Source organism: Nocardia sp. NPDC058499, from assembly GCF_042719915.1.
Lineage (GTDB): Bacteria > Actinomycetota > Actinomycetes > Mycobacteriales > Mycobacteriaceae > Nocardia.
Map to the genome: position 1 here is coordinate 328,099 of NZ_JBHXMZ010000001.1, position 22,483 is coordinate 350,581.

At 67.6% G+C, this 22,483-nt stretch carries 20 protein-coding genes; 10 read left to right on the forward strand and 10 right to left on the reverse strand.

Annotation, left to right across the window (positions count from 1 at the left end):
* Positions 1-226: 226 nt before the first annotated feature.
* Entirely contained in the window at positions 227-994 is a 768-nt protein-coding gene (map, locus tag ACFWPH_RS01445) for a type I methionyl aminopeptidase (protein ID WP_378747465.1), read from the reverse strand.
* Positions 995-1,069: 75 nt separating this feature from the next.
* On the opposite strand from map, the gene ACFWPH_RS01450 reads away from it, so the two are divergent.
* A complete protein-coding gene (locus ACFWPH_RS01450) occupies positions 1,070-1,333 on the forward strand; it encodes a helix-turn-helix transcriptional regulator (RefSeq protein WP_378747466.1) in 264 nt (87 codons plus the stop codon).
* 70 nt (positions 1,334-1,403) lie between these two features.
* On the opposite strand, the gene ACFWPH_RS01455 is transcribed toward ACFWPH_RS01450, so the two are convergent.
* On the reverse strand, positions 1,404-2,339 hold the full coding sequence (locus tag ACFWPH_RS01455; protein WP_378747467.1) for a helix-turn-helix domain-containing protein: 936 nt from the start codon (positions 2,337-2,339) through the stop codon (positions 1,404-1,406).
* Positions 2,340-2,410: 71 nt separating this feature from the next.
* Here ACFWPH_RS01455 and ACFWPH_RS01460 point away from each other — a divergent pair, with 71 nt between their 5' ends.
* Positions 2,411-2,746 carry a cupin domain-containing protein gene (locus tag ACFWPH_RS01460; RefSeq protein WP_378747469.1) on the forward strand — a complete coding sequence of 112 codons (336 nt, stop codon included), beginning with the start codon at positions 2,411-2,413 and terminating at the stop codon, positions 2,744-2,746.
* Positions 2,747-2,815: 69 nt separating this feature from the next.
* Here the strand turns inward: ACFWPH_RS01460 and ACFWPH_RS01465 are convergent, their stop codons facing one another.
* The 3 genes from ACFWPH_RS01465 to ACFWPH_RS01475 form a co-directional block, all read right to left on the reverse strand.
* On the reverse strand, positions 2,816-3,613 hold the full coding sequence (locus ACFWPH_RS01465; RefSeq protein WP_378747470.1) for a polysaccharide deacetylase family protein: 798 nt from the start codon (positions 3,611-3,613) through the stop codon (positions 2,816-2,818).
* Positions 3,614-3,768: 155 nt separating this feature from the next.
* Positions 3,769-4,728: an endonuclease/exonuclease/phosphatase family protein gene (locus tag ACFWPH_RS01470; RefSeq protein ID WP_378747472.1), complete on the reverse strand. Its 960-nt coding sequence runs from the start codon at positions 4,726-4,728 to the stop codon at positions 3,769-3,771.
* Positions 4,729-4,901: 173 nt separating this feature from the next.
* Entirely contained in the window at positions 4,902-5,462 is a 561-nt protein-coding gene (locus ACFWPH_RS01475; protein ID WP_378747473.1) for a TetR/AcrR family transcriptional regulator, read from the reverse strand.
* 81 nt (positions 5,463-5,543) lie between these two features.
* On the opposite strand from ACFWPH_RS01475, the gene ACFWPH_RS01480 reads away from it, so the two are divergent.
* A complete protein-coding gene (locus tag ACFWPH_RS01480) occupies positions 5,544-6,374 on the forward strand; it encodes an SDR family NAD(P)-dependent oxidoreductase (protein WP_378747474.1) in 831 nt (276 codons plus the stop codon).
* Between the two features lie 104 nt (positions 6,375-6,478).
* On the opposite strand, the gene ACFWPH_RS01485 is transcribed toward ACFWPH_RS01480, so the two are convergent.
* Positions 6,479-7,936: an MFS transporter gene (locus tag ACFWPH_RS01485; RefSeq protein ID WP_378747476.1), complete on the reverse strand. Its 1,458-nt coding sequence runs from the start codon at positions 7,934-7,936 to the stop codon at positions 6,479-6,481.
* Positions 7,937-7,990: 54 nt separating this feature from the next.
* Between ACFWPH_RS01485 and ACFWPH_RS01490 the strand changes: the two genes are divergently transcribed.
* From ACFWPH_RS01490 to ACFWPH_RS01505, 4 genes are all read left to right on the forward strand, one after another.
* On the forward strand, positions 7,991-8,743 hold the full coding sequence (locus tag ACFWPH_RS01490; RefSeq protein ID WP_378747477.1) for a TetR/AcrR family transcriptional regulator: 753 nt from the start codon (positions 7,991-7,993) through the stop codon (positions 8,741-8,743).
* Positions 8,744-8,777: 34 nt separating this feature from the next.
* Positions 8,778-9,530, forward strand: coding sequence for a nucleotidyltransferase domain-containing protein (locus tag ACFWPH_RS01495; protein ID WP_378747479.1), 753 nt, complete (start codon positions 8,778-8,780; stop codon positions 9,528-9,530).
* 123 nt (positions 9,531-9,653) lie between these two features.
* Positions 9,654-10,142, forward strand: a complete 489-nt coding sequence (locus ACFWPH_RS01500; RefSeq protein WP_378747480.1) for a hypothetical protein — start codon at positions 9,654-9,656, stop codon at positions 10,140-10,142.
* 258 nt (positions 10,143-10,400) lie between these two features.
* Positions 10,401-10,892, forward strand: a complete 492-nt coding sequence (locus tag ACFWPH_RS01505; RefSeq protein WP_378747481.1) for a hypothetical protein — start codon at positions 10,401-10,403, stop codon at positions 10,890-10,892.
* A gap of 46 nt (positions 10,893-10,938) precedes the next feature.
* Here ACFWPH_RS01505 and cobN read toward each other — a convergent pair whose 3' ends face one another.
* Positions 10,939-14,568 carry a cobaltochelatase subunit CobN gene (gene cobN, locus ACFWPH_RS01510; protein WP_378747482.1) on the reverse strand — a complete coding sequence of 1,210 codons (3,630 nt, stop codon included), beginning with the start codon at positions 14,566-14,568 and terminating at the stop codon, positions 10,939-10,941.
* Positions 14,569-15,400: 832 nt separating this feature from the next.
* Between cobN and ACFWPH_RS01515 the strand changes: the two genes are divergently transcribed.
* Positions 15,401-16,426 (forward strand): alpha/beta hydrolase, encoded by a 1,026-nt coding sequence (locus ACFWPH_RS01515; RefSeq protein ID WP_378747484.1) that lies wholly within the window; start codon positions 15,401-15,403, stop codon positions 16,424-16,426.
* Here ACFWPH_RS01515 and ACFWPH_RS01520 read toward each other — a convergent pair.
* Positions 16,354-17,907, reverse strand: a complete 1,554-nt coding sequence (locus ACFWPH_RS01520; RefSeq protein WP_378747485.1) for a wax ester/triacylglycerol synthase family O-acyltransferase — start codon at positions 17,905-17,907, stop codon at positions 16,354-16,356. The two genes, ACFWPH_RS01515 and ACFWPH_RS01520, sit on opposite strands and share 73 nt — an antisense overlap.
* A 528-nt stretch (positions 17,908-18,435) precedes the next feature.
* On the opposite strand from ACFWPH_RS01520, the gene cobG reads away from it, so the two are divergent.
* Positions 18,436-19,617: a precorrin-3B synthase gene (gene cobG, locus ACFWPH_RS01525; RefSeq protein WP_378747486.1), complete on the forward strand. Its 1,182-nt coding sequence runs from the start codon at positions 18,436-18,438 to the stop codon at positions 19,615-19,617.
* A gap of 204 nt (positions 19,618-19,821) precedes the next feature.
* Here cobG and ACFWPH_RS01530 read toward each other — a convergent pair whose 3' ends face one another.
* Positions 19,822-20,673: an oxygenase MpaB family protein gene (locus ACFWPH_RS01530; RefSeq protein WP_378747487.1), complete on the reverse strand. Its 852-nt coding sequence runs from the start codon at positions 20,671-20,673 to the stop codon at positions 19,822-19,824.
* A gap of 233 nt (positions 20,674-20,906) precedes the next feature.
* Between ACFWPH_RS01530 and ACFWPH_RS01535 the strand changes: the two genes are divergently transcribed.
* Complete coding sequence (locus ACFWPH_RS01535) at positions 20,907-22,034, forward strand: NDMA-dependent alcohol dehydrogenase (RefSeq protein WP_378747488.1); 1,128 nt, start codon at positions 20,907-20,909, stop codon at positions 22,032-22,034.
* Between the two features lie 19 nt (positions 22,035-22,053).
* Here ACFWPH_RS01535 and ACFWPH_RS01540 read toward each other — a convergent pair whose 3' ends face one another.
* Positions 22,054-22,479, reverse strand: a complete 426-nt coding sequence (locus ACFWPH_RS01540) for a nitroreductase family deazaflavin-dependent oxidoreductase (protein WP_378747489.1) — start codon at positions 22,477-22,479, stop codon at positions 22,054-22,056.
* Positions 22,480-22,483 lie beyond the last annotated feature (4 nt).

Sequence of the window (22,483 nt, forward strand, 5' to 3'; positions counted from 1 at the left end):
CATCGCCCCGGTTTCCTCTCGTGCTGTGCAGACCTCCCCTCGAGCCGACCGGCGCCCCGGGGCGAACGAGCCGATCGACGTGATAGTCGGCCCGCGAGGTCGGTCCGGCGTTCCTGAGCGACCTGCTTCTGCGGTCATCGGCGTACCAATGACTCTGCCGGGGCCCACGGTCGCCGCGTCGGATCAATCGGCGATGGTGAGCACCTGCGACCGGACCGCGGCCGGCTCAGCTCGCCGTGGTGAGCACCTGGGGTCCGTCCGGGGTGATCGCGATGGTGTGTTCGGAATGCGCGGTGCGTGACCCATCGGCCGAGCGGATGGTCCAGCCGTCGGGGTCGGTGATGATCCGGTCGGTGGTTTTCGCGAACCACGGTTCGATCGCGATGGTCAGCCCGGGTTTCAGCGGGAATCCGCGGCCCGCCCGGCCGTGGTTGGCGACGTGCGGGTCCTCGTGCATGGTGCGCCCGAGTCCGTGACCACCGAATTCGGTGTTCACCGGGTAGCCGTGGGAGCGGGCGACGGCGGAGATCGCGGCCGAGATATCGCCGATCCGGTTACCTGGCTGCGCTGCTTCGATCGCGGCCGCGAGGGCCTCCTCGGTGGCTCTCACCAGGCGCTGATCCTCGGGGTCGGGTGTGCCGACGATAACGGTGGTGGCGGCGTCGGCCACCCACCCGTCGATACTCACCGCCAGATCCATGGTCAGCACATCGCCGTCGCGCAGTGCGTAGTCGAACGGCAACCCGTGCAGCACGGCATCGTTGACCGACAGGCACACCGTATTGCGGAACGGCCCGCGCCCGAACGACGGCGAATAGTCCCAGTAGCAGGATTGGGCGCCCCGTTCCCGGATCCGGTCCCGCACAATTCTTTCCAGCTCGAGGAGATTCACCCCGACCGCGGCCTTCGCACGCAGTTCGGCCAGGGTCTGTCCCACGAATTCCCCCGTCACCCGCATCTGCTCGATCTCCTCGGGCGTTTTCAGTTCCACCATCACAACCTCCATCGATCACCGGTATTTCAATACCAACCCTTGCGGTACTTTAATACCACTTCTAAGCTGAGGTCCATGGTCCGCCTCCCCCTGACCCCCGCCCAGATCGAAGCCGGCCGCCGCCTCGGCGTCCGGATCCGGACCGCCCGCGCCGATCGCGACCTCGGCGAGGTCGCCCGCGCCGCCGGCATCTCCCCGGAAACTCTGCGCAAAATCGAAACCGGCCGCCTGCCCTCCCCCAGTTTCGGCACGGTGGTCTCGCTGAGCCGGGCCCTGCAACTCCCGCTCGACGAGCTCGCCGGAATCTGGACCGCAGACAAACTCGCCGAATCCGCCTGACCGATTCCGGAACGGCGGCGGCACCGTATACCTGGCACCCGCGTCCGGGTGCACAGCATGCGAGGATTCCTCAGCCGATGCGGAATGCCCGCCGGTAGGCGCCGGGAGTGGTGCCTACCTGGGCGCGAAAGCGGCGGCGCAGGTTGACGGCCGAGGCAAGCCCGACACGGACAGCTATCGCCTCCACCGGGAGATCGGTTTCCTCCAGCAGTGTGCGAGCCTCCACCACCCGCCGCGCCAGCAGCCACGCGCCCGGGCTGGTACCCAGCCGGTCGGCGAAGCGCCGGGCCAGGGTTCGCTGCGAAACACTGAGATATGACGCCATATCACCGATCGACAGTGACGACCCGAGCCGTTCACCGGCCCATTCGAGGAGCCCGTCGAGCGCATCCCCGGGCGGTGGCGGCGGTGCGTACTGCGCCTGGCCACCCTCACGATGGGGCGGCATCACCATATGGCGTGCGAGAAGAGCGGCATGCGCGGCACCGTGGTCTTTCCGGACGAGGTGCAAACACAGGTCGATCCCCGCGCCGGCCCCCGCGCTGGTGGCGAGATCGCCGTGGTCGACGTAGAGCACATCCGGCTCCACTCGGATTCGCGGGAATTCGTGCGCGAGCTGCGCGGCCCGGGCCCAGTGCGTGGTGGCCGACCGGCCGTCCAGCAGCCCTGTACGGGCCAGCGCGAACACTCCGGAGCAGATCGTCACCAGCCGTGCCCCGCGGGCGTGCGCCCGCACCAGCGCGCGCCGCACCCGTGCGGTCAGCGGCGCCTCCACCGGGGACCAGCCGGGGATGAGCACGGTATCGGCATGGTCGAGCGCGCCCAGGCCCCGGTCCACCGATAGCGCATATCCGGCCGTCGTCGGCACCTGCCCGGGGAGTTCCGTACAGACCTCGAACTCGTAGTACTGCGGCACCCCCTCCCGGACGGTACCGAAAACTTCCACGGCGCAGCCGAGTTCGAACGTCGACTGCACCGGCCGCACCAAGGCCACCACACGATGCATGGCAGAAAAGTACCCCATAGTGTCACTCCGGACACTATCCGCGCTCCGACTCCCGCGGCACTGTGGACCCTATGCACTCCGAGATCCTCACCCAGCCCGGCTACACGTCATCGGCCGTGACCGATGCCCCGGCACGTGAACTGTTCCCCGGAATCCGGCAGCGACCACTGTGGCGCGGACCGTCCGGCGCCCACGCTCAGGTGCTGGAAATGGACCCCGGCACAACCTGGCCGCACCGCGATATCCACGAGCCCGGCCCCGAAGAGGTGTATGTGGTCGCGGGCACGTTCAACGACGGCGCCCGCGATTATCCGGCGGGCACTTTCCTGCATGCCCCTGCCGGATCGTGGCATGTACCGGCCACCACGACCGGCTGCACACTGTTCGTCTTCTACCCCGAGGGCTAGACCGCGACCACACCCCGGCCGCCCGTCACTTTCCCGCCCGTACCACCACTGCGCATTCCCTGAGTTCCCTCAGGCGACGGTGAGTACATCGTCGAGGGTCACCAGCGACAGATTGCGTTCTCGGATGATGTCCACCAGTTGCCCGTAGCAGCGGGTGACGGGCGCGAAGTTGGCGTGCCCGATGACGATCGTCTGCGGATTGAAGTATTTACGCGCGCATTCGACCAGATATTGCTCGGTGATGAGCCCGGAATCCGACAGCGACCCGTACCACATCACCGGCACCGTATAGCCGAGGTCGGCGGCGATCCGGTCCACGGTCGCATTGTGCCGGCCGAACGGCGGCCGATAGTAGGGGCTTCCGTCGATACCGAATGTGTTGCGCAGGAACAGTTTGCATCGGGACAGTTCGTCGGCCACCGCCGATTCGGACAGCGCGGTCAGATCGGCGTGATCCCAGGTGTGGTTGGCCAGCTGGATCTGCCCGGATTCCACCAGCGGACGCAATTCGTCGCGATGCGCTGTCCACGCCGGGTAATAGGCCGTAACGAAAAAGGTGAACCGCGCCCCGGTGTCCTTCGCGAACTCGACGTAGGCGCCGACGACCTCCTCGCTCGCACCGTCGTCCACGGTGAGCGCCATACAACTCCCCGGCCCCGGCAGCGCCGTAATGGTGGCGGGCGGTATGGCCGTTTTCGGCCCACCGGGCGGGGCCGGAAGCAACGCCGGGCGAACCGGCGCCTGCCCGGCCGCCTCCGGCGCATCCGGGATATCCGCGGCCGCGGGTTCACCCTGCGCCGCACTGCATCCGGTCAGCGCCATCGCCGTCCCCGCAGCCAGCATCGACAACATCGACCGCCTGTCCATCGCCACCCCGATCACATCGCAGCGCTACCGAGAAGACCTACTGACGTGCTGTTACGCGCTCGGCACTCTACCGGCGCAGGCAACGAATCCCGCGAATCGCCACGCAGGTGCGGCCGTTTGTGCGCGGCCGCTACCGGGGCACTTACCGAGGTCGCTCAGGCGGCAGACCGGGCCGACAGCCGGAGCCGGGCCAGCACGGCCCGATGGTCCGAACCGGGAATGGTGAAGGTTTCTATATGGTCGGTGGTTCCGTCCGCCACCAGGATGTGATCGATACCGATCACCGGGCCCCAGGATCGGTCATTCGGATAGGTGAGCATCCTGCCCGCGCCTGCCTGTTCGGCCGCGGCGGCGAAACGGCCGCTCACGAGCTTGCGGAAGGCGGCGTGATCGCTGGTGGCATTGAAATCTGCGCCGACGACCGCCGGGCCGTCGGTGGCCTCCAGAATGGTGGCGGCAGCAGCTAATTCCTTCAGCCACACCCTGTGGTCGATATTCGGCGGCAGCGGATGGAACGCGAAAATCCTGACCGGACCGAGGGTGGGATGGGTGAGCGTGGCGGACAGGTTGGCCATGACGAACTCCTGGTGGCGGACAGTATCCGACAGCGGTAACCGGCTGTAGATGCCGGTTCCGCCGCCGCCGAGGCCCGGGTCGAGGTAGTGGTACGGGAGCAGTGCGTCGATACCGGACTTCGTCAGTCTCGAAACCGAATCCGGGGTGAGTTCGTCGACCGTGAGGACATCGGCCCGCTGTTCCCGGACGGCCGTGACGACCGCGCCGGTATCGGCACCGCCGAACAGCAGATTCGTCTGCAAAACCGTCAGTTCGGTGCCGGTAGCGGCGTTGCTGTCCGGCACGTACAGCGGGACCTGCGTCCACAGCACACCGGTCAGCACGATTCCGGCCGCGACGGCGCTGCGCCAGCCTCGGGCGAACAGGAACAGCAGCAGCGCCGCCAATGCACCGAGCATCAGGTAGGTCGCCCCGGACGCGAGCAGGATGAGCTCGCGCCGTTGCCAGCCGCCCAGATAGAGCGCGATACCGGCCAGCGCGGCGAGCAGCGCACACCACCCCGCGCCGAGCAGTATCCGGCGGAACACCCCATGCCTCATACCGGTCAACTTATCCGCTGTGGTTGCGAAAACCTTTCCGCGGTCTTGCCCCCGTCTCAGCAGCCGGGGAACGGTCTCCACCGAATACGACCACGCCCGAAGTATCCATCCGAGGGGTCACGCCCGGAAGCACGGCGGCACGTGGGCCGGCCGGTGCGGCGAACTGCGGATGCTCACGTGGCGGCCAACCCACGCAGAACGAGATCGACATGGTGGGCGAGGGTTCGCGTATCCGACCCCGGGATCAGCTGGGCGATACGGATGAGTCCGAGAAGCTGATACGCGATATCGGTGGCAGTCACATCCGGGGCGAGGCTGTGATCGGTGCGCGCGCGGTGGACGGCCGTCCGGCCGATTTCGGTGAGATGCGCAAGGCAGCGTTCCAGGTCGGCGTTCGTCGGGGGCCCGGCGGCCAGTAGGTCGACCATCGCCTGACTTTCGAGGAGCTGCGTGGTTGTCACGGTGAAGAGCACCCGGAGGCCAGCCAGGGCGGACATCCCGTCCGGGAGCCCCACACCGGCGAACTGGTCGAGGTCGGTGGCGGTGACGGCCTGCATGAGGCTCTCACGGGTGGGGAAATGGCGGTAGAGGGTGCCGATACCGACGCCGGCCGCGGCGGCGATGGCGCGCATATCCACTGATATTCCGTTGTCCCGCAGCGCGTTACGTGCGGCGGTGAGGATTCTCTCGCGGTTCGCGACGGCATCACGCCGTTGTTTCCGATCCACTGCCACCACCCCACTATAGCTAACCGGAACATTTGTTCCGCTCGAGGTACGCTGATCCGGAACTGATGTTCCGGAAAGGTTGTGGATATGCGGACGATCGTGATCACCGGCGGTACGGACGGTATGGGGAGAGCACTCGCCCGGCACTACCTGGCCGCGGGCGACCGTGTCGTCGTCATCGGCCGTGATCGGGCCAAATTCGAGACATTGCTGGACGCAGCGGGGTCGCAAGCGATGCCGGACTCCGACGCGGTGCCGGCCGAGTTCATCGCGGCCGACCTGTCGTCGATCGCCGATATCCGCCGGGTGGTCGAGCAGGTGCGGCGGGAGCACGAACGTATCGACGCGCTGGTACTCGCGGCGTCGTTCATCCGGCAGCGGCGGCAGCTGACGAACGAGGGATACGAGGCATCGTGGGTGCTTTTCTTCGTGTCCAAGTACCTGTTCGTCACCGGGCTCGCCGACCGCCTCCGCGCGGCCGGGCGGCCGATCGTGGTGAATACGGCGGTACCCGGGGCCCGCGCCGATGCCATCGACTTCGACGACCCCGGCATGAGCCAGGGCTTCACCTTCGCCCGCTCCAATGCGCAGCAGCGGCGGGCCAACGAACTCCTGGGCCTGCTCGCCACCGCGGGCGATCCGCGCCTCGCCTACGTGACGTGGGGACCCAGCGGGCTGGTCAGAACCAGTTTCGCCGGCGAGGTGGGACCGGGAATGAAGATCACCGCCGCGATCCTGGGCACCATCGCGGGTAAACGTCCGGATGTCGCGGTGCGCCCGATCATCGACCTGATCGACAGCCCTGCCCCGGGCCGGGCCGCCTACCGTGGCACGAAGCCCGCCACACTCGTCAGGGGCGAGCACGACCGCGAAGACATCGCGCGACTCGCGCAGATGATCGAGCGCGACTTCCGGTAAGGCACAGCGTGCGCCGGGCGCGGGAACGCTCGGTGATCGTGGTCCCGGCCCGGTGGCAGTGGCCGGATAGCCGCGGAGGCGACGAGCCCGGCGGCCGGCCGGGGTCAGTCCGATACGGCCACCGGTTCACGATGATCGGCAGGCGCCGGACGCGAGCGCAGCAGGATCAGCCCCAGTAACGCGGCCGCGAGACTGAACCCGGCACTCACCCACGCGCCCACCGAGACCGCGTCGGTGAAAGCCGATTTCGCGACGTCGGCGTAGCCGAGTTCGAAGGCGGCGCCGATGGACTCCCGCGCTGCCGCCGGTGCCCCGGCCGGCATCCGGTCGGTGAACACACCCGCCAGCACACTGCCCAGGATCGCGATACTGAGCGCCATACCCACCTGCTGCAGTGTGTCGTTGAGCGCCGAGCCCACGCCCGCGTGCCGCAGCGGAATGGTGTTCATGATGGCGGTATAGGCGGACGGACCGGCCAGGCCGCCGCCGATACCCATGACCAGCATGCTCACCAGCACCCACAGATACCCGTCGCCGACGGCGAGGACGGTGAACGCCACGGCCATCACGGTCAGACCCGAGACGATGAGAGTTTTGTTCGGGAGGTTCTTGCCCAGGGTGGCACCGATACCGTTGAACACCGCACCGGCGAGCGCATAGGGCAGCAGCGCCAGGCCGGCCTTCATGGGCCCGTAGCCGAGGACGAATTGCAGGTACTGGGTGAGCATCAGCATCACCGCGCCCATCCCGAACACCATCAGCAGCACCGTGGCGCAGGTGCCGGTGAAATCCCGGTTGGCGAACAGGCCCAGCGGCAGCATCGGATGTTTCTGCCGCCGCTCCCACAGCACGAAGGCGACCGCCGACGCGATGGCGAGCGCCAGGCCCGCGATATTCCATTCCCGCTCGATGATCAGGTAGACCGTGGACCCCAGGGCGATCACCGACAGCACCACGCCCACCAGGTCGATGGGACGTTGTTCGCCGGTGGTTTCGGGCATGAGGACGAGGGCGGCCACGATGGCCAGTACGGCCACCGGGATATTGAGCAGGAACACCGATCCCCACCAGTAGCGCTCCAGTAGCAGGCCGCCCAGGACGGGGCCGGCGACAATACCGAGGATCGACACGGTGGACCAGGCGGCCAGGGCCATCCGGCGTTCGGTCTCGTCGAAGGTGGTCATCAGGATGGACAGCGTCGAGGGCATGAGCAGCGCCCCGCCGAGACCCATCACCGCGCGGGCGGCCACCAGCTGCCACGGTTCGGTCGCCACGACCGCCGCCAGCGACCCCACACCCAGCACGACCAGGCCGAGGATCAGCATCCGCCGGCGCCCGAACCGGTCCGAGAGGCTCCCGGCGGTGAGCAGCAGGCCGGCGAAGACCAGGACGTAGGAGTCGAGGATCCACTGGATATCGGCGGGGGTCGCGTCAAGCTCACGAATCAGTGAGGGGATCGCGATATTGAGCACGGTGCTGTCGATCATGAGCACCAGCAGGGATAGGCACAGCGCCGCGAGGATCAGCCACCGGCGCGGGTCTCGTACAGTGTTCGATTCCACTCGCACACTGTACGACCAGATCGAACGTTGTGCGAGCCAGGCTAGGATCGACTCGTGGCCGAGAAGTTCGACTCCGTATGGACCCGCGCACCCCGGCAGCCCCGGACCTCAGGTCTGACCAGGGATCAGATCGTGCAGGCAGCGATCGCGCTGCTGGACGAGGAAGGCCTCGAGGCGTTGAGCATGCGCAAACTCGGCGCGCGCCTCGGCGCAGGCGCCACCAGCCTGTACTGGCATGTGGCGAACAAGGACGAGCTGCTCGAGCTCGCACTCGACGAGTTCTGGGGTCTGGCCGGCGACGGCGGCGGGCTGGACCGGCCGGGCGACCTGCGCGAATCGCTCACCACCTACGCCTACAACCTGCGGGCCGTCCTGCTCGCCCACCCCTGGGCGGCCGCCCTCATCGGCCGGCTCCCGAGCTTCGGGCCCCGCGCATTCCGGCTCGGCGAACAACTGCGCCGGACATTTCACGAGGCCGGTTTCCGCGAGCTGGATGTGTATCTCGCGGGCGGCACGGTGAACAGTTACGTTCTCGGCCAGGTTGTTCCGGTAATCGCCATGCAGAAGGCGCATGCCGGCCCGGTCCGGGGCGCCGATTTGCTGGAAACCCTCGACGAACTGGCCGCGGACTATCCGGAAATGCGCGCCGACTACCACACCGTGATGCCCGAGAATTCGACGATCGGTCAGGCAGTCGGCTTCGACTTCGGGCTTATCTGCGTGCTGGACGGGCTGGAAAACCGGCTGCGTGCGCAACCGGACGTCGATACGGTGTCCCGCGAAGCCGACACCACCGGACCGGCGTGAGACTGTTCCGGACCGTCACCGCAGAAAGGATCCCGTGCGCACCGACGACGATTTCGTTGCCCACGTCGCCGACCGCCTGGCCGCCCTGCCCGGGGTCGTCGCCGTTTCGCTCGGCGGTTCCCGGGCCCAGGGCACCCACGGACCGGACAGCGACTGGGATTTCGCGCTCTACTATCGCGACCGTTTCGACCCGGCCGGCCTACGAGCCGTCGGCTGGCCCGGCGAGGTCTCCGATACCGGGGCCTGGGGCGGGGTCTTCAACGGCGGCGCCTGGCTGACGATCGACGGCCGCGCCGTCGATGTGCACTACCGCGATCTCACGGTGATCGAGCACGAACTCGCCGAAGCCGAACAGGGCCGATTCCGCTGGGAGCCGCTGGCGTTCCATCTGGCGGGCATTCCCAGTTACCTGGTGGTGGGCGAACTCGCCGTATCCCGAGTGTTACGGGGTGAACTGCCGAAACCCGCGTTTCCGGAGGCGATGCGGACGGTGGCGCCGCCGATCTGGCGGCGGCAGGCGGATCTCGGCCTGCGCTACGCCCGCTCCGCGCATGCACCGCACAGCCGCGTCACCGAAACCGCCGGCGTGCTGGCCACCGCGGCGATGCAGACGGCACATGCGATCCTGGCAGCCCGCGGCGAATGGGTGACCAACGAGAAACGCCTGCTCGAACGCGCCGGTCTGCGCGAGATGGACACGATCATCACTCGGTTGAGCCCGGACCCGGCGGTGCTGGCAGAGCAGATCGACACCGCACGGCAGATATTGGAAGCCGCCGGCGCGTAGGTCACGGTGCGGTCTCTCCAAGATCGAACATCACAGCTTCGGTACCAATGATCTCCCGGGTTGGGCACAGCGGCGTGTCGCCCCTAGGCTCGCGGAGGACCGAGACCCCGGAGAAGGATGAGGATGAAAAAGATCGTCGTGACCGCCGCCGCGGTCGTCCTGCCCCTCGTTTTCGCGGGTCCGGCCGTTTCCGAACCCACCCCGGTGGAGCCGGGACCGCCCGCCGCAGTACTCGCCGAACCGGCCGCAAGCGGCCCCCTGGGCACTACCTTCCCGATTCGTACGGGTGGCGATATGACGGTGACGGTGCGTCCGTCCGAGGCCGAGGCCGCGCCCCGCGCCGCGGGAGGTTCGGTACTCGTCTTCGATGTCGGCGCCGAACAGACCGCCGGTAAGCCCTATTTCCTGCCGACCCTGGACCTGCGGCTGATCACCACGAACGGCGATATGGTCTATCCGCTCACCGGTGTCCCCGGTGAATATCCCGGCGGGTTCGTGGAGCCGGGACAGCCGCGCAGCGGGCTGGTCGCCTTCGAGCTCACCGGGCAGCAGCCCAAGGAAATCGTTTTCGCCACCAACGACGATTTCGTCCAGGGCGCCTGGACCCTGTGACGGTCTGTCACGACGAGGCATCGTCAAGATCGAGTACTACGCCTTCGGCAAGATCACGGTCAGCGGGTTCGGTACCCGCCGGACCGGGCATACCCTCACTATAGGCCTGCGCACACGCGTATGAGCGATCATGCGTGAGCGTATGGCCTTGCGGTATCAGCGTTTCCAGGCGTCGCGGCGAGCCGGCCGGTTCGCGCGTCGGCCCGGAAACAAAGCAACCAGTGCCCGGTAGCGACCGAAACCGCCGAAGGATGCACCATGAGAAAGCTCATCGCCGCATTCGCAATCGCCCTCCCCGCCTTGTCCGGAGCCCCGGCCGTGGCCGCTCCCGACCCCGTCGAACCACCACCACCGCAGGTAGAGGTCCGCGCCGAGCAGCCCACCGAAGCGGTGCCGCTGGGGACGCCCATCCAGGTCCAGAGCGGGGGCCCTATGGCGATCACCGTGCGGGCAACCGAGCAGACCATGCCGCCCCGGATGAACGACGCGAGCGTAGTCGTGTACGAGGTCGACGTCGAAGCCCAGGGCGACATGGCCGCTATCGGCCCGTACGACCTGAACCTGGCCACCACCGGCGGCGAGAACCTCGGCGCGCTCTCCGATATCCCGGGTGGGCTGCAGTTCGGGGTGCTGGATCCCGGCGAAAGGCGGCGCGGGCTGGTCGCCTTCGAACTACCTGACGGACACGAACCCGTGGCGATAGTCTTCGCAACCAGTAACGGCTACATCCAGGGAACCTGGGCAGCGTAAGTCTGCGTCCAGCGGGGGCCGGCAGCCGCCGCAGGCCGGCCTGCGGCTACTCCAATTCGCCCTCGGCCTCGAGGTAGACCTGACGCAACCGGTCCAACGTTTCGGCTTCCGGCTCGGTCCACATCTTCCGTTCGGCGGCCTCGAGCAGGCGTTCGGCGATACCGTGCAGCGCCCACGGATTGGACTGCTCCATGAACTTGCGGTTCGTCTCGTCGAAAACGTAGCTTTCGGCGAGCTTCTCGTACATCCAGTCGGCGACCACATCGGTGGTGGCGTCGTAACCGAACAGGTAGTCCACCGTGGCCGCCATCTCGAACGCGCCCTTGTAACCGTGGCGGCGCATGGCCTCGAGCCAGCGGGGATTCACCACTCGAGCGCGGAACACCCGGGTCGTTTCCTCCGACAGGGTGCGGGTGCGCACCGAATCCGGGCGGGTGCTGTCACCGATATAGGCCTCGGGGTTCTTACCGGTCAGCGCCCGTACCGTCGCGACCATTCCGCCGTGGTACTGGAAATAGTCGTCGGAATCGGCAATATCGTGTTCGCGGGTATCGGTGTTCTTCGCGGCCACCGTGATCCGACGGTAGGCGGTGCGCATATCATCGGCCGCGGGAGCACCGTCGAGGTCGCGGCCGTAGGCGTAACCGCCCCAGGTGGTGTAGACCTGCGCGAGATCGTCGTCGGTACGCCAGCTCTTGGAATCGATGAGCTGCAGCAGGCCCGCGCCGTAAGTACCCGGTTTCGAACCGAAGATCCGGGTGGTGGCGCGGCGTTCGTCACCGTGCCCGGCCAGGTCCGAGAGCATATGGGCGCGCACATAGTTCGATTCCGCGGGTTCGTCGAGCGCGGCGACCAGGCGGACGGCGTCGTCGAGCAGAGCCAGCACGTGGGGAAAGGCATCGCGGAAGAAGCCGCTGATCCGCACGGTGACGTCGATTCGCGGCCGCCCCAGTTCCGCGAGGCCCACGACCTCGAGGGAGGTGACACGGCGGCTCGCCTCGTCCCATACCGGGCGCACCCCGAGCAGTGCCAGTACCTCGGCGATATCGTCGCCGGAGGTGCGCATCGCCGAGGTGCCCCAGACGGAAAGACCCACCGAACGCGGGTATTCTCCGTGATCGGCCAGGTAGCGCTCCAGCAGTGAATCCGCCATGGCCCGCCCGGTTTCCCAGGCCAGCCGCGACGGCACCGCCTTCGGGTCCACCGAATAGAAGTTGCGGCCGGTGGGCAGGACATTGATCAGCCCGCGCAGCGGCGAACCGCTGGGGCCGGCGGGAATGAAACCACCGTTGAGCGCGTGCAGGACACGGTCGATCTCGACCTCGGTCCCGCGCAGCCGGGGCACGACTTCCGTCGCGGCGAACCGCAGCACGGAAGCCACGGCCTCCCGGTCACCACCCGATTCACCGAAAAGGTTGCCGGAGAACCGTTCGACGAGTTCGTCCACCGCCCCGGATGACCATTGCGCGGCCTGCAGGGCCACCAGCAGTTCCCGGGCCCGCGATTCCACGGCATCGACCCGTTCCCGGGCTTCGTCGCCGGATTCGCTGAGCCCCAGTGCTTCCCGCAGGCCGGGCACCGACATCTCGCCGCCCCACAGCTGCCGGGCGCGCAACATGGCGAGTACCAGATCGACCTCGCTCGCCCCGGCCGGCGCGCGGCCCAGGATATGCAGGCCGTCGCGGATCTGCACATCCTTGATCTCGCACAGCCAGCCGTCGACGTGCAGCAGCATATCGTCGAAGACCTCTTCCTCCGGGCGTTCGGCCAGCCCGAGATCGTGGTCCATTTTCGCGGCCCGCATCAGGGTCCAGATCTGCTGCCGGATGGCGGGCAGTTTCGCCGGGTCGAGCGCGGAGATATTGGCATGCTCGTCGAGCAGTTGTTCGAGCCGGGAGATATCGCCGTAGCTCTCCGCCCGCGCCATCGGCGGGATCAGATGGTCCACCAGAGTGGCGTGCGCGCGGCGTTTGGCCTGTGTCCCCTCCCCCGGATCGTTCACCAGGAACGGGTAGATCAGCGGCAGGTCACCGAGCGCCGCGTCGGTACCGCACGCGGCCGACATCCCCAGTGTCTTACCCGGCAGCCATTCCAGGTTGCCGTGTTTACCGATATGCACCATCGCGTCGGCACCGAAACCGCCCGATTCGGTATCGGTGGACAGCCAGCGGTAGGCGGCGAGGTAGTGGTGGCTGGGCGGGAGGTCGGGGTCGTGGTAGATGGCCACCGGGTTCTCCCCGAACCCGCGCGGCGGCTGCACCATCAGCACGATATTGCCGAACCGCAGGGCCGCGATGACGATTTCGCCGCGCGGGTCGGCGGAGGTGTCCACATAGAGTTCGCCCGGCGGCGGACCCCACGCCGCCACCACGGCCTCGCGCAGTTCGGCGGGCAAGGTCTCGAACCACGCGGTGTACACCTGCGCGCCGATCCGGATGGGGTTGCCCTCCAACTGTTCGGCGGTGAGCCAGTCGGGGTCTTGGCCACCGGCGGCGATCAGGGCGTGCATGAGCGCATCGCCGTTGCCTTCCTCGAGGCCGGGGACCTCACCGGCCGCGCCGAGATCGTATCCGGCCGTGCGGAGCTCACCGAGCAGGGCGATGGCGCTGGCCGGGGTGTCCAGGCCGACGGCGTTGCCGATCCGGGCGTGTTTCGTCGGGTAGGCGGAGAGCATGAGCGCCAGCCGTTTCCGCTCGGCCGGGATGTAGCGCAGCCGGGCGTGCCGGACCGCGATCCCCGCGACCCGTGCGGCGCGTTCCGGATCGGGTACGTAGGTGGACAATCCGTCGGCGTCGAACTCCTTGAAGGAGAACGGCACGGTGATGATGCGCCCGTCGAATTCCGGCACCGCGACCTGCGTCGCGACATCCAGCGGGGACAGGCCGTCGTCGTTGGCTTCCCATTGGGCGCGGCCGCCGGTCAAGCACAGCCCCTGCAGGATCGGTACATCCAGTTCGGCGAGCGCGCCGATATCCCAGGCTTCGTCGTCGCCACCCGCCGAGGCCGTGGCCGGTTTGGTGCCACCCGCTGCCAGCACGGTGACCACCAGCGCGTCGGCTTGCCGGAGGGTGTCGAGCAGTTCCGGTTCCGCGGTGCGCAGCGAGGCACAGTAGATCGGCAGCGGTACCGCGCCGGCGTCCTCGATCGCGGTGCACAGGGCATCGATATAGCCGGTGTTTCCCGCCAGATGCTGGGCGCGGTAATAGACGACGCCGACCGTCGGTTTCCCCGCCGGCTCCGGACCCCGCGCGTCGCGTTCCAGCCGGCCCCAGCTGGGCAGCTGTACCGGCGGTTCGAATCCGTGCCCGGTGAGCAGGACGGTGTCGGACAGGAAGTTGTGCAACTGCCGCAGGTTCTGCGGGCCACCGGCCGCCAGATAGTTGTGGGCATCGGAGGCCACCCCCACCGGGACGGTGGAGCATTCCATGAGTTCGGCGTCGGGCGCCATCTCCCCGCCCAGGGCCACGACGGGAAGTCCGCTGTCGCGCAGCGCGGCCAGTCCGTCCTCCCAGGCTCGTTTGCCGCCGAGAATGCGCACGATCACCAGTTCCGCGCCGTCGAGGAGGCCGGGCAGATCGTCCACCAGCAGGCGGGCCGGGTTTCCCCACCGGTAGTCGGCGCCGCTCGCGCGTGCGCTGAGCAGATCGGTATCGGAGGTGGACAGCAGCAGAATCACAAGGGTGACCTTCCTGGGGTGACGCGCCCGTCGGGGTTCGGTGTGCTCGCCGGAGAGGGTCTGGCTGTGTCAGTGGCGCGACCGCACCGGAGTTCCACCGGTTTCCTCGTCACCCGTCGAGCGCTCGCATGGTATCGCGACGGCCGGCTCGGCCCATCGGCACACCGGACAGGGTGAGCTCATGGTCGAGCCGGGTGCCGGCGGCGGTTCCCGGAACTCGGTAGCCCAGACAGCCGGTAGTCGAGTTGCCCAAAGATAGCTGGCCATCGGGCAGATGAATTTAGAGGAATTCGTTGCGGGAAAATTGGACGCTTGCTATGTTGCCTGGGTCACCATCGGCCGCACCGGCCGTGACCGCCCTCACGGCGTGCAGTCCACGACGGAGAGGGCGCTTCAACCCTCCGAAGGAGATTCACCATGGGTTCGTTGAGCGATATGCTCACGGCACTGATTCCGGCTCTCGGATCGGCCGTGGCGGGCGACGGTCTCTTCGAAGTGTTCCTGGGTTCACTCGAAGCCATCATCGCATAATTCGCGACTGAGCAAACCATTCATTCATCGGAATTCCGGCCGGAATTCCGAACTCCAGTGATACAAGGAGAAACACGTGGGATCCCTCTTTGAAATTCTGGGCATGGGCACCGCCAGCGCCGGCGGGCTCGGCACCAACCTGGTGAACGCCCTGATCACCCTGAGCGGTGGCACGCCCGCCCCTGGCAAGTAGATCCGGGACCAGACGAGGGGTCCATCCGATACGACGGATGGACCCCTCCGCCATGAGCCATGGCGTACCCCTTGTATTCCGAGCCGGCCAATACCCCCTGAGGCGCATATGAATTCACTCCTGCGGGGCCCTCGGCGGGCGCTTGTTCTGCTCGCCTCGGCTGCCCTCCTCACACTCGGCACCGCGGCTACCACGACCGCCGATCCCGACGCGTCCATCGTCTCCCGCACGCCGGGCGCCGGGCGTTCTCTCGATATCACGGTGCACTCCCCCGCCATGCAGCGCGATATCGCCCTGCAGGTGCTCCGCCCGGCCGATACCCGGACGCCCGCGCCCACCCTCTATCTGCTCAACGGTGCAGGTGGCGGCGAGGACGCCGCGAGCTGGTCCGCACAAACCGATGTGGCCGGCTTTTTCGCGGACAAACATGTGAATGTCGTGATTCCGCTGGAAGGCGCCTTCAGTTATTACACCGACTGGCAGCAGCCCGATGCCGGGCTGGCGGAAAACCTCGGGAACAACGGCCGCAATATGTGGGCGACCTTCCTCACCGAGGAGCTACCACCGGTTGTCGACGCCGCATTCGGCACCACCGGCGCCAATGCCATCGCCGGTATCTCCATGGCCGCTACCTCGGTTCTCGACCTCACCATCCGCGCGCCCGAGCTGTATCGCGCCGCGGCCGCCTACAGCGGCTGCGCGATGACCAGCGATCCGCTGGGACAGGCCTTCGTCACGCTGGTCGTCAGCCTCGGCGGCGCCGACTCCGAGAACATGTGGGGCCCGGTCGGTGGTCCGGGCTGGCAGGAACACGATCCCTACCTGCAGGCGCACCGGCTCCCCGATATCCCGATGTACATCTCCAGCGGCAGCGGGCTACCCGGCCGCCATGACACGGCGACGAGCCCGCGGCTGCACGGGGACCAGAAGATGCTGTGGAACCAGCTGCTGGTCGGCGGCGGGATCGAGGCCGCGGCCGATTACTGCACCCGCGCACTCCAGCAGCGCACCCACGAGCTGGGCCGCACCGATATCGTCTTCGATCTGCGACCGTCCGGTACTCATTCCTGGGGGTACTGGGAGGACGATCTGCATCGTTCCTGGCCGTTGCTGGGCGCGGCGCTGGGTGCCTGATTCCGGATCGGCGGGGCGCCGTCCGGAACCGGCATCCCTCCTCGGTCGAGGGCGTCGACCAGGTCGCGGAACGACTGCACCAGCAGTTCCCGGTAACGCTCGGGGTCGGGCATCATCGCCGAATCCACATGGAAGGTGATCACCAGTTCGTCGCCCTGCGAGGTGACGAGATGCCGCAGGCCGTCGCCGTCCAGTACCGGCAGCACACCGAACGCGCGGAGCAGCGGTGCACCACGGAAGGTCAAACCGTCGCCGGTCGGCGGAACATTGCTGATCGTGGTGTTGCTCAGCGGTATCGACTCGGCTCCGGCGAACGATCGCTGGGCCCGGGCCCAGCCGGCCAGCCGCAACAGCCAGGCCGGCGAGGTCTCCACCCGGGCGGCGTACCGCAGAACCGCCGGATCGATGTTGCGGTGACGTTCCCGGCGCACCGATTCCCGGATCGCCGCCAGTCTCGCCGAGGGATCGGTGATGCCGGTGTGCAGATCGACGGCCATCTGACTGAGCCGGTTCACCGAATCCCATTCCGCGATACCGCGCATCGAGATCGGCACCATGGCGGCCAGCGAATCCGGCGGAGTTTCCTGCTTCTCGCCGAGGTAGGCGGCCAGCGCTCCGGATACCACGGTCAACATCACATCGTTGACCGTCGTACGCTCCGGACAGCGGGCACACGCGGCTTTGACCTCGGACAACGCCAGTGTCACCTGATCGACCGTACGGCCGGGACCGGCCGCGCGATTGAACCGGGTGGCGGGCCGGATGGGCAGCGGCTCGTCCAGTAGCCCGGCCGCGACCCGGGCACGCACCTCCGTCCGGGTCACGGCGGCGCGGCGCAGGCCGGCCGCGAAACAGCCCAGGCGGTAGGGAAACAGCAGTGCGGCACGTACCCCCGCCACCGCCGGCCGCCAGGGCGCGCCGCCCGGCACGGCCGGGGCCATGCGCCCGCTGAACAGTTGCGCTTCGAGCTCCCGGGTCGCCACCCCGTCACCGGCGCTGTGGTGGAACTTCAGCACCAGTATCGTCGTCGGCCCGGGCGCGCCCGGTACCCCGTGGACTCGATCGAAGAAATGGAACTTCCACGGCGGACGGTCGAGGTCCACGCGTGCCACGGTTATCTCACCGAGCCGGGCCCGGACCGTATCCCAGTCCGCACCGGCCGGTTCGACATGCACATGTTCGGCGATATCGACGGCCGGGTCGGGAACCCAATAGGGCAGGTCCAGGTCGAACGGCACCCGGCGCAGCCTGCGCCGGAACAGCGGCGCGAGCCCTGCCCGCTCCTGTGCCCAGCGCACTGCCGCGGCGGTATCGAGCAATTCCGCACCGCGGCAATCGAATACGTAGGCCGCGACGATCGTGGAGGGATGCCGGTCGGTTTCGTCGTAGTAGAAGACGGCATCACGCGGCGCCAACCGTTCCGTTACCGCTGCGGTTTTCGCCCTGGCCGCGCCGACCCCGCTGTCCATTCCTGCGCTCATACCCGTTCCTACGGACCGATTTCGTGGTGGAAAAGAATGCCTGCGGAAAGCAGGCAGACCGATCGACACTATCGCGATCCCCGGCCGAGTGAGGCGGAACAGAAATATTCTGGAGCAGCAAGATTTCAGAACGGGGAAACGGTAGGCAACAGGCCACTACCGCGCGGGTCGGAATTCCCGCGGGAATCTCCTTTTCCGATCCCGGTTTCAGGACCGAACAGGGGCGGATCAATCCGCCCGCAGACCCGCCTCCGCCCCCGGCCATACGTCTTCGGCACACCCGGTAAGAAGGCGGCGCAAACACGGGCCGGCCTCACCGGCGGCCGGTGCCGCCGGAGCCCGGGGAGTGTCCGGGACACTGCGACAGGGACCGACAGGATAGTTGCTGAGTATTAGCTATTATTCGGCCGTGCGAGGGTCTCTGCTCCACTGGAGCCGATCTGTCCGGCACCTCACTCCGAAGAAGGCGGCCGGACGGTGGTGGTGACCGCCGGACACTCCGCGCCGACCTCGTATCCTGGTCCGGATATGTCACGTACCACCGCCGATTCCTGCCCAGGCGTCCTCCGGCTACACGAGGCCGCCGACGGACCGCTCGCCCGGGTCCGCGTACCCGGCGGCCGCCTGACACCCGCACAGGTTCAGGCACTGGCCGAGGCGGCGAACCGGCTCGGCGACGGAAATATCGAACTGACCTCCCGCGGCAATGTGCAGCTCCGGCAAGTACGCGACGCCGGCGCACTCGCGGACCTCCTGGACAGCGCAGGACTGCTGCCGAGCCGGACCCATGAGCGGGTCCGCAATATCATCGCCTCCCCGCTGTCCGGGCGTATCGGCCCGCACCCCGATATCCGGCCACTGGTAAGTGCGCTCGATGCCCGCCTGCTCGCCTCCCCGCGATTGGCCGGCCTCCCCGGCCGAGTGCTGTTCACGGTGGACGACGGCCGCGGCGATGTGAGCAGCCTGCGGCCCGATATCGGGATACACGGTCTCGGCGACGACCGTTTCGCACTGTTGCTCGCCGGGCGGGACAGCGGCGTCCGAGTCTCGGCCGTCCAAGCGGTCGAGACTCTGCTGGCCGCCGCGCACGGCTTCCTGGAACTCGGGACCGGCCAGTGGCGCCTCCAGGAGATCGAGGACGGCGCCGAACGACTCACCGCCCGGATGGGCCTGTCCCCCGGCACCGAACGTCTCGAACTCCCCGAGGTGGCCGGCCCGCCGATCGGCTGGCTCCCGCAGGACGACGGACTGGTCACACTCGGCGCCGGTGTGCGCCTGGGTTCCCTGCCCGCCCGCACTGCCGAATTCCTGGCCGCGATCGAACGCCCGATCCTGCTCACCCCGTGGCGCAGCCTGGCGATCACCGATCTCGGCGAAGGGCCGGCCGAACAGGTGGTCCGGGTTCTGGCGCCGATGGGGCTGGTCTTCGACGCCGACTCGCCGTGGCTGCGGATCACCGCCTGCGCGGGGCGGCCGGGCTGCGCGAAATCGCATACCGATATCCGCGCCGATGTCACGGCCGCAGTCGAAGCGGGTCGCACCACCGCCCCCCGGACCACCGAAGGCGATGCTGTTCCTGCCGCGGCGATCGTCACGGCCGGCCGGCAACACTGGTCCGGTTGCGACCGGCACTGCGGGCGACCGACCGGGCCGATCACCGAGGTAACGGCCGGCCCGGGCGGTTATCGGGTCGTCTCTCCCATCGACTGAAACCGCTTCTGTCTGCCGAGGAACGATCACTCGCCGACCAGGGTCAATTCCTCGGCCCAGACCGGTCACCTCCCGCGGAGGTCAACGCCGGCGCAGTGGTCATGCTCTTCGATAGGGCGGAACCGGACTGCCGTGCTTATCCGGCGGCGAGGCCCGGTGAGCCTGCCGGCCGCACCGCGCACCTTTCCGCACCCTCGAATGACCTCAGGCCTTGCGAACCCGTTCGATTCCGGCGTAGGCGCGCGGCGCGTAGCGCAGGCGCTCCGGGAACAGCGGCCAGACGGTGCGCACCGTTGTCGCGAAGAGGCCGAAGAGTTTCTGATCGAGCGGACCCCAGCGCAGGTCGAGAATTTCGCGGGCCCGCTCGGGCATGAGCGCATTGGCCAGCCACACATTGAACGCCATGACCGGCCGCCATATCACCGACCACACCGGTTCCGGGATACCGGGCATGGCGGGGATCCGGACACTGCCGAGGCGGAGCGCGAAATCGGTGGTCGCATTGGATTCCAGCACCTCGTCGATGGTGCGGTTCCAATACTCCTCGAACTCGGCGTAATTCGAGACCAGCACTCGGTCGGACAAACCGTACATCCGCCACCAGGTGACCCCTTCGGCGATCAACTGGTCCTTCTCCGCAGAGGTCAGCGGGGTGCCGAAATGCTCGTTGAGGGCGAGGGTGAGTTCGACGAATGTGGCGTGGGTCCACCAGTACACGTCCGGGTTCAGCGCGTGGTAGCGCTCGCCACGGGAATCGGTGCCCTTCAACGGGCGGTGGTAGTCGCGCACGCGACCGGCCTGCGCTTCGGCATCGGCGTCGTAGATCATGCCCTGGATCTGCGGGAGGGAACGGATCAGGCGGTCCCAGGGGTCGGCGAAGAAGTTCGAATGGTCCTGGAGCGCGGCCCCGACCGCCGGATGCATGTTCTGCAGGATGCCGGTGCGGCCGAGGAACAGCATGTTCCGCAGGTCTCCGGCGTATTTCCAGGTCAGCGAACCGGGCCCGATCGGTGCGCCGGCCGGGGCGGACGTGACGGCGGTGTCCGGAGCACCCATGGCCCGATCTCCTTCTCCTCGAGGTGAAGCTATGAGATGGATATTAGTTCACCATCTCAACCTCTCGGCGCTTCGGGTGCCGGAGTACACCGCACTCGACGAATAGCCACCCCGCCGGAGCGAGTTTGTCGTATCGTTGTCCGGACTCTTGTCCATACAGTTGTTCATGTGAGTTCGGAGCCCATCGCCCGGGTGCGTGGCGGGCCCCGGGGCGCTGAGAAAGCGAGTAAACGATGAAGACCAAAGGCGCTCTCATCTGGGAATTCAACCAGCCGTGGCAGATCGAGGAGATCGAAATCGGCGACCCGCGTAAACACGAGGTCAAAGTCCAACTCGAGGCCGCGGGGATGTGCCATTCCGACCACCATCTGGTCACCGGCGGTATCCCGATGATGGGTTTCCCGGTCCTCGGCGGTCACGAGGGCGCGGGCAAGGTCATCGAGGTCGGCGAGGCGGTCGAGGACCTCGCGGTGGGCGATCACGTGGTGCTGTCCTTCATCCCGTCCTGCGGGAAATGCCCGTCGTGTCAGGCCGGGTTGCGCAACCTCTGCGATCTGGGCGCGCTACTGCTCGCGGGCACCTCGGTGACCGACGGATCGTTCCGAATCCAGGCCCGCGGCCAGGACGTCTACCCGATGGCCCTGCTGGGCACCTTCTCCCCGTACATGGTGGTGCACGAGAGCTCGGTCGTGAAGATCGATCCATCGATCCCGTTCGAGGTGGCCTGCCTCGTGGGCTGTGGTGTCACCACCGGCTACGGGTCGGCGGTGCGCACCGCCGATATCCGGCCCGGCGACGATGTCGCGATCATCGGCCTGGGCGGGGTGGGCATCTCGGCGCTGCAGGGCGCCGTCCACGCCGGCGCCCGATACATCTTCGCGGTCGACCCGGTGCCGTGGAAGCGCGAGCAGGCGCTGAAATTCGGTGCGACCCACGCCTACGCCACCATCGAGGAAGCCACCGCCGCGTGCGCGGAGATCACCTGGGGCGGTATGGCCAAGAAGGTGATCGTCACCGTCGGCGAGGTACACGGCGAGGAGGTCGACAGCTGGATGGGGATCACCGCCAAGGCAGGCACCTGCGTACTCACCGCCATGGGCAGCCTCACCGAGAACCAGGCCACCCTGAACCTGTCCATGCTCTCGCTACTGCAGAAGAACCTGCAGGGCACCATCTTCGGCGGCGGCAACCCGCACTACGACATCCCGCATCTGCTGTCGATGTACCAGGTGGGCAAACTGAACCTCGACGATATGGTCACCCGGCAGTACCGGCTCGAGGACATCAACGAGGGCTATCAGGACATGCTCGCCGGACGCAATATCCGCGGCATCATCCGCTACACCGACGCCGACCGGTGAACACGGCGCCTGCCGGGCGTTACGCGCGCCGCAGGGCGAGCACCGGAATCGTACGGATGCCGCGGGCCTTCTCCTCGTATTCGCCGAAACCCGGGTAGCGGCGGGCCTGTTCGGCGTAGATCCGGTCCCGTTCCGCACCCGATACCTCGGTGACGGTGACCGGATAGGTCTCGGTACCGCGCTCCACCGTGGCCTGTCCGGCGGCGGTGAGGTTGTAGTACCAGTCGGGATTGGTGGGAGCACCGGCCTTACTGGCGAATACATAGATGAGGTCGCCGGGAACCTGCTCGTCGGGCAGGTACATCGTCGGCGCCACGGATTCGCGCCCGCTTTTGCGGCCACGGTGATGCACCAGCAGCATCGGCGCACCCTCGAAAGGCCCGCCGACGCGCCCCTCGTTCGCCCGGAATTCCTCGATGATCTGCGTGTTCCAGTTGTCAGCCATACAG

Coding starts and splice junctions, on each gene's coding strand:
- map (WP_378747465.1), bottom strand. CDS start 994: ATGGTGGAACTGAAAACGCCCGAGGAGATCGAGCAGATGCGGGTGACG.
- ACFWPH_RS01460 (WP_378747469.1), top strand. CDS start 2,411: ATGCACTCCGAGATCCTCACCCAGCCCGGCTACACGTCATCGGCCGTG.
- ACFWPH_RS01530 (WP_378747487.1), bottom strand. CDS start 20,673: ATGGGTGCTCCGGACACCGCCGTCACGTCCGCCCCGGCCGGCGCACCG.
- ACFWPH_RS01540 (WP_378747489.1), bottom strand. CDS start 22,479: ATGGCTGACAACTGGAACACGCAGATCATCGAGGAATTCCGGGCGAAC.
- ACFWPH_RS01480 (WP_378747474.1), top strand. CDS start 5,544: ATGCGGACGATCGTGATCACCGGCGGTACGGACGGTATGGGGAGAGCA.
- cobG (WP_378747486.1), top strand. CDS start 18,436: ATGTCACGTACCACCGCCGATTCCTGCCCAGGCGTCCTCCGGCTACAC.
- ACFWPH_RS01470 (WP_378747472.1), bottom strand. CDS start 4,728: ATGAGGCATGGGGTGTTCCGCCGGATACTGCTCGGCGCGGGGTGGTGT.
- ACFWPH_RS01520 (WP_378747485.1), bottom strand. CDS start 17,907: ATGAGCGCAGGAATGGACAGCGGGGTCGGCGCGGCCAGGGCGAAAACC.
- ACFWPH_RS01535 (WP_378747488.1), top strand. CDS start 20,907: ATGAAGACCAAAGGCGCTCTCATCTGGGAATTCAACCAGCCGTGGCAG.
- ACFWPH_RS01455 (WP_378747467.1), bottom strand. CDS start 2,339: ATGCATCGTGTGGTGGCCTTGGTGCGGCCGGTGCAGTCGACGTTCGAA.
- ACFWPH_RS01465 (WP_378747470.1), bottom strand. CDS start 3,613: ATGGACAGGCGGTCGATGTTGTCGATGCTGGCTGCGGGGACGGCGATG.
- ACFWPH_RS01515 (WP_378747484.1), top strand. CDS start 15,401: ATGAATTCACTCCTGCGGGGCCCTCGGCGGGCGCTTGTTCTGCTCGCC.
- ACFWPH_RS01505 (WP_378747481.1), top strand. CDS start 10,401: ATGAGAAAGCTCATCGCCGCATTCGCAATCGCCCTCCCCGCCTTGTCC.
- ACFWPH_RS01500 (WP_378747480.1), top strand. CDS start 9,654: ATGAAAAAGATCGTCGTGACCGCCGCCGCGGTCGTCCTGCCCCTCGTT.
- ACFWPH_RS01450 (WP_378747466.1), top strand. CDS start 1,070: ATGGTCCGCCTCCCCCTGACCCCCGCCCAGATCGAAGCCGGCCGCCGC.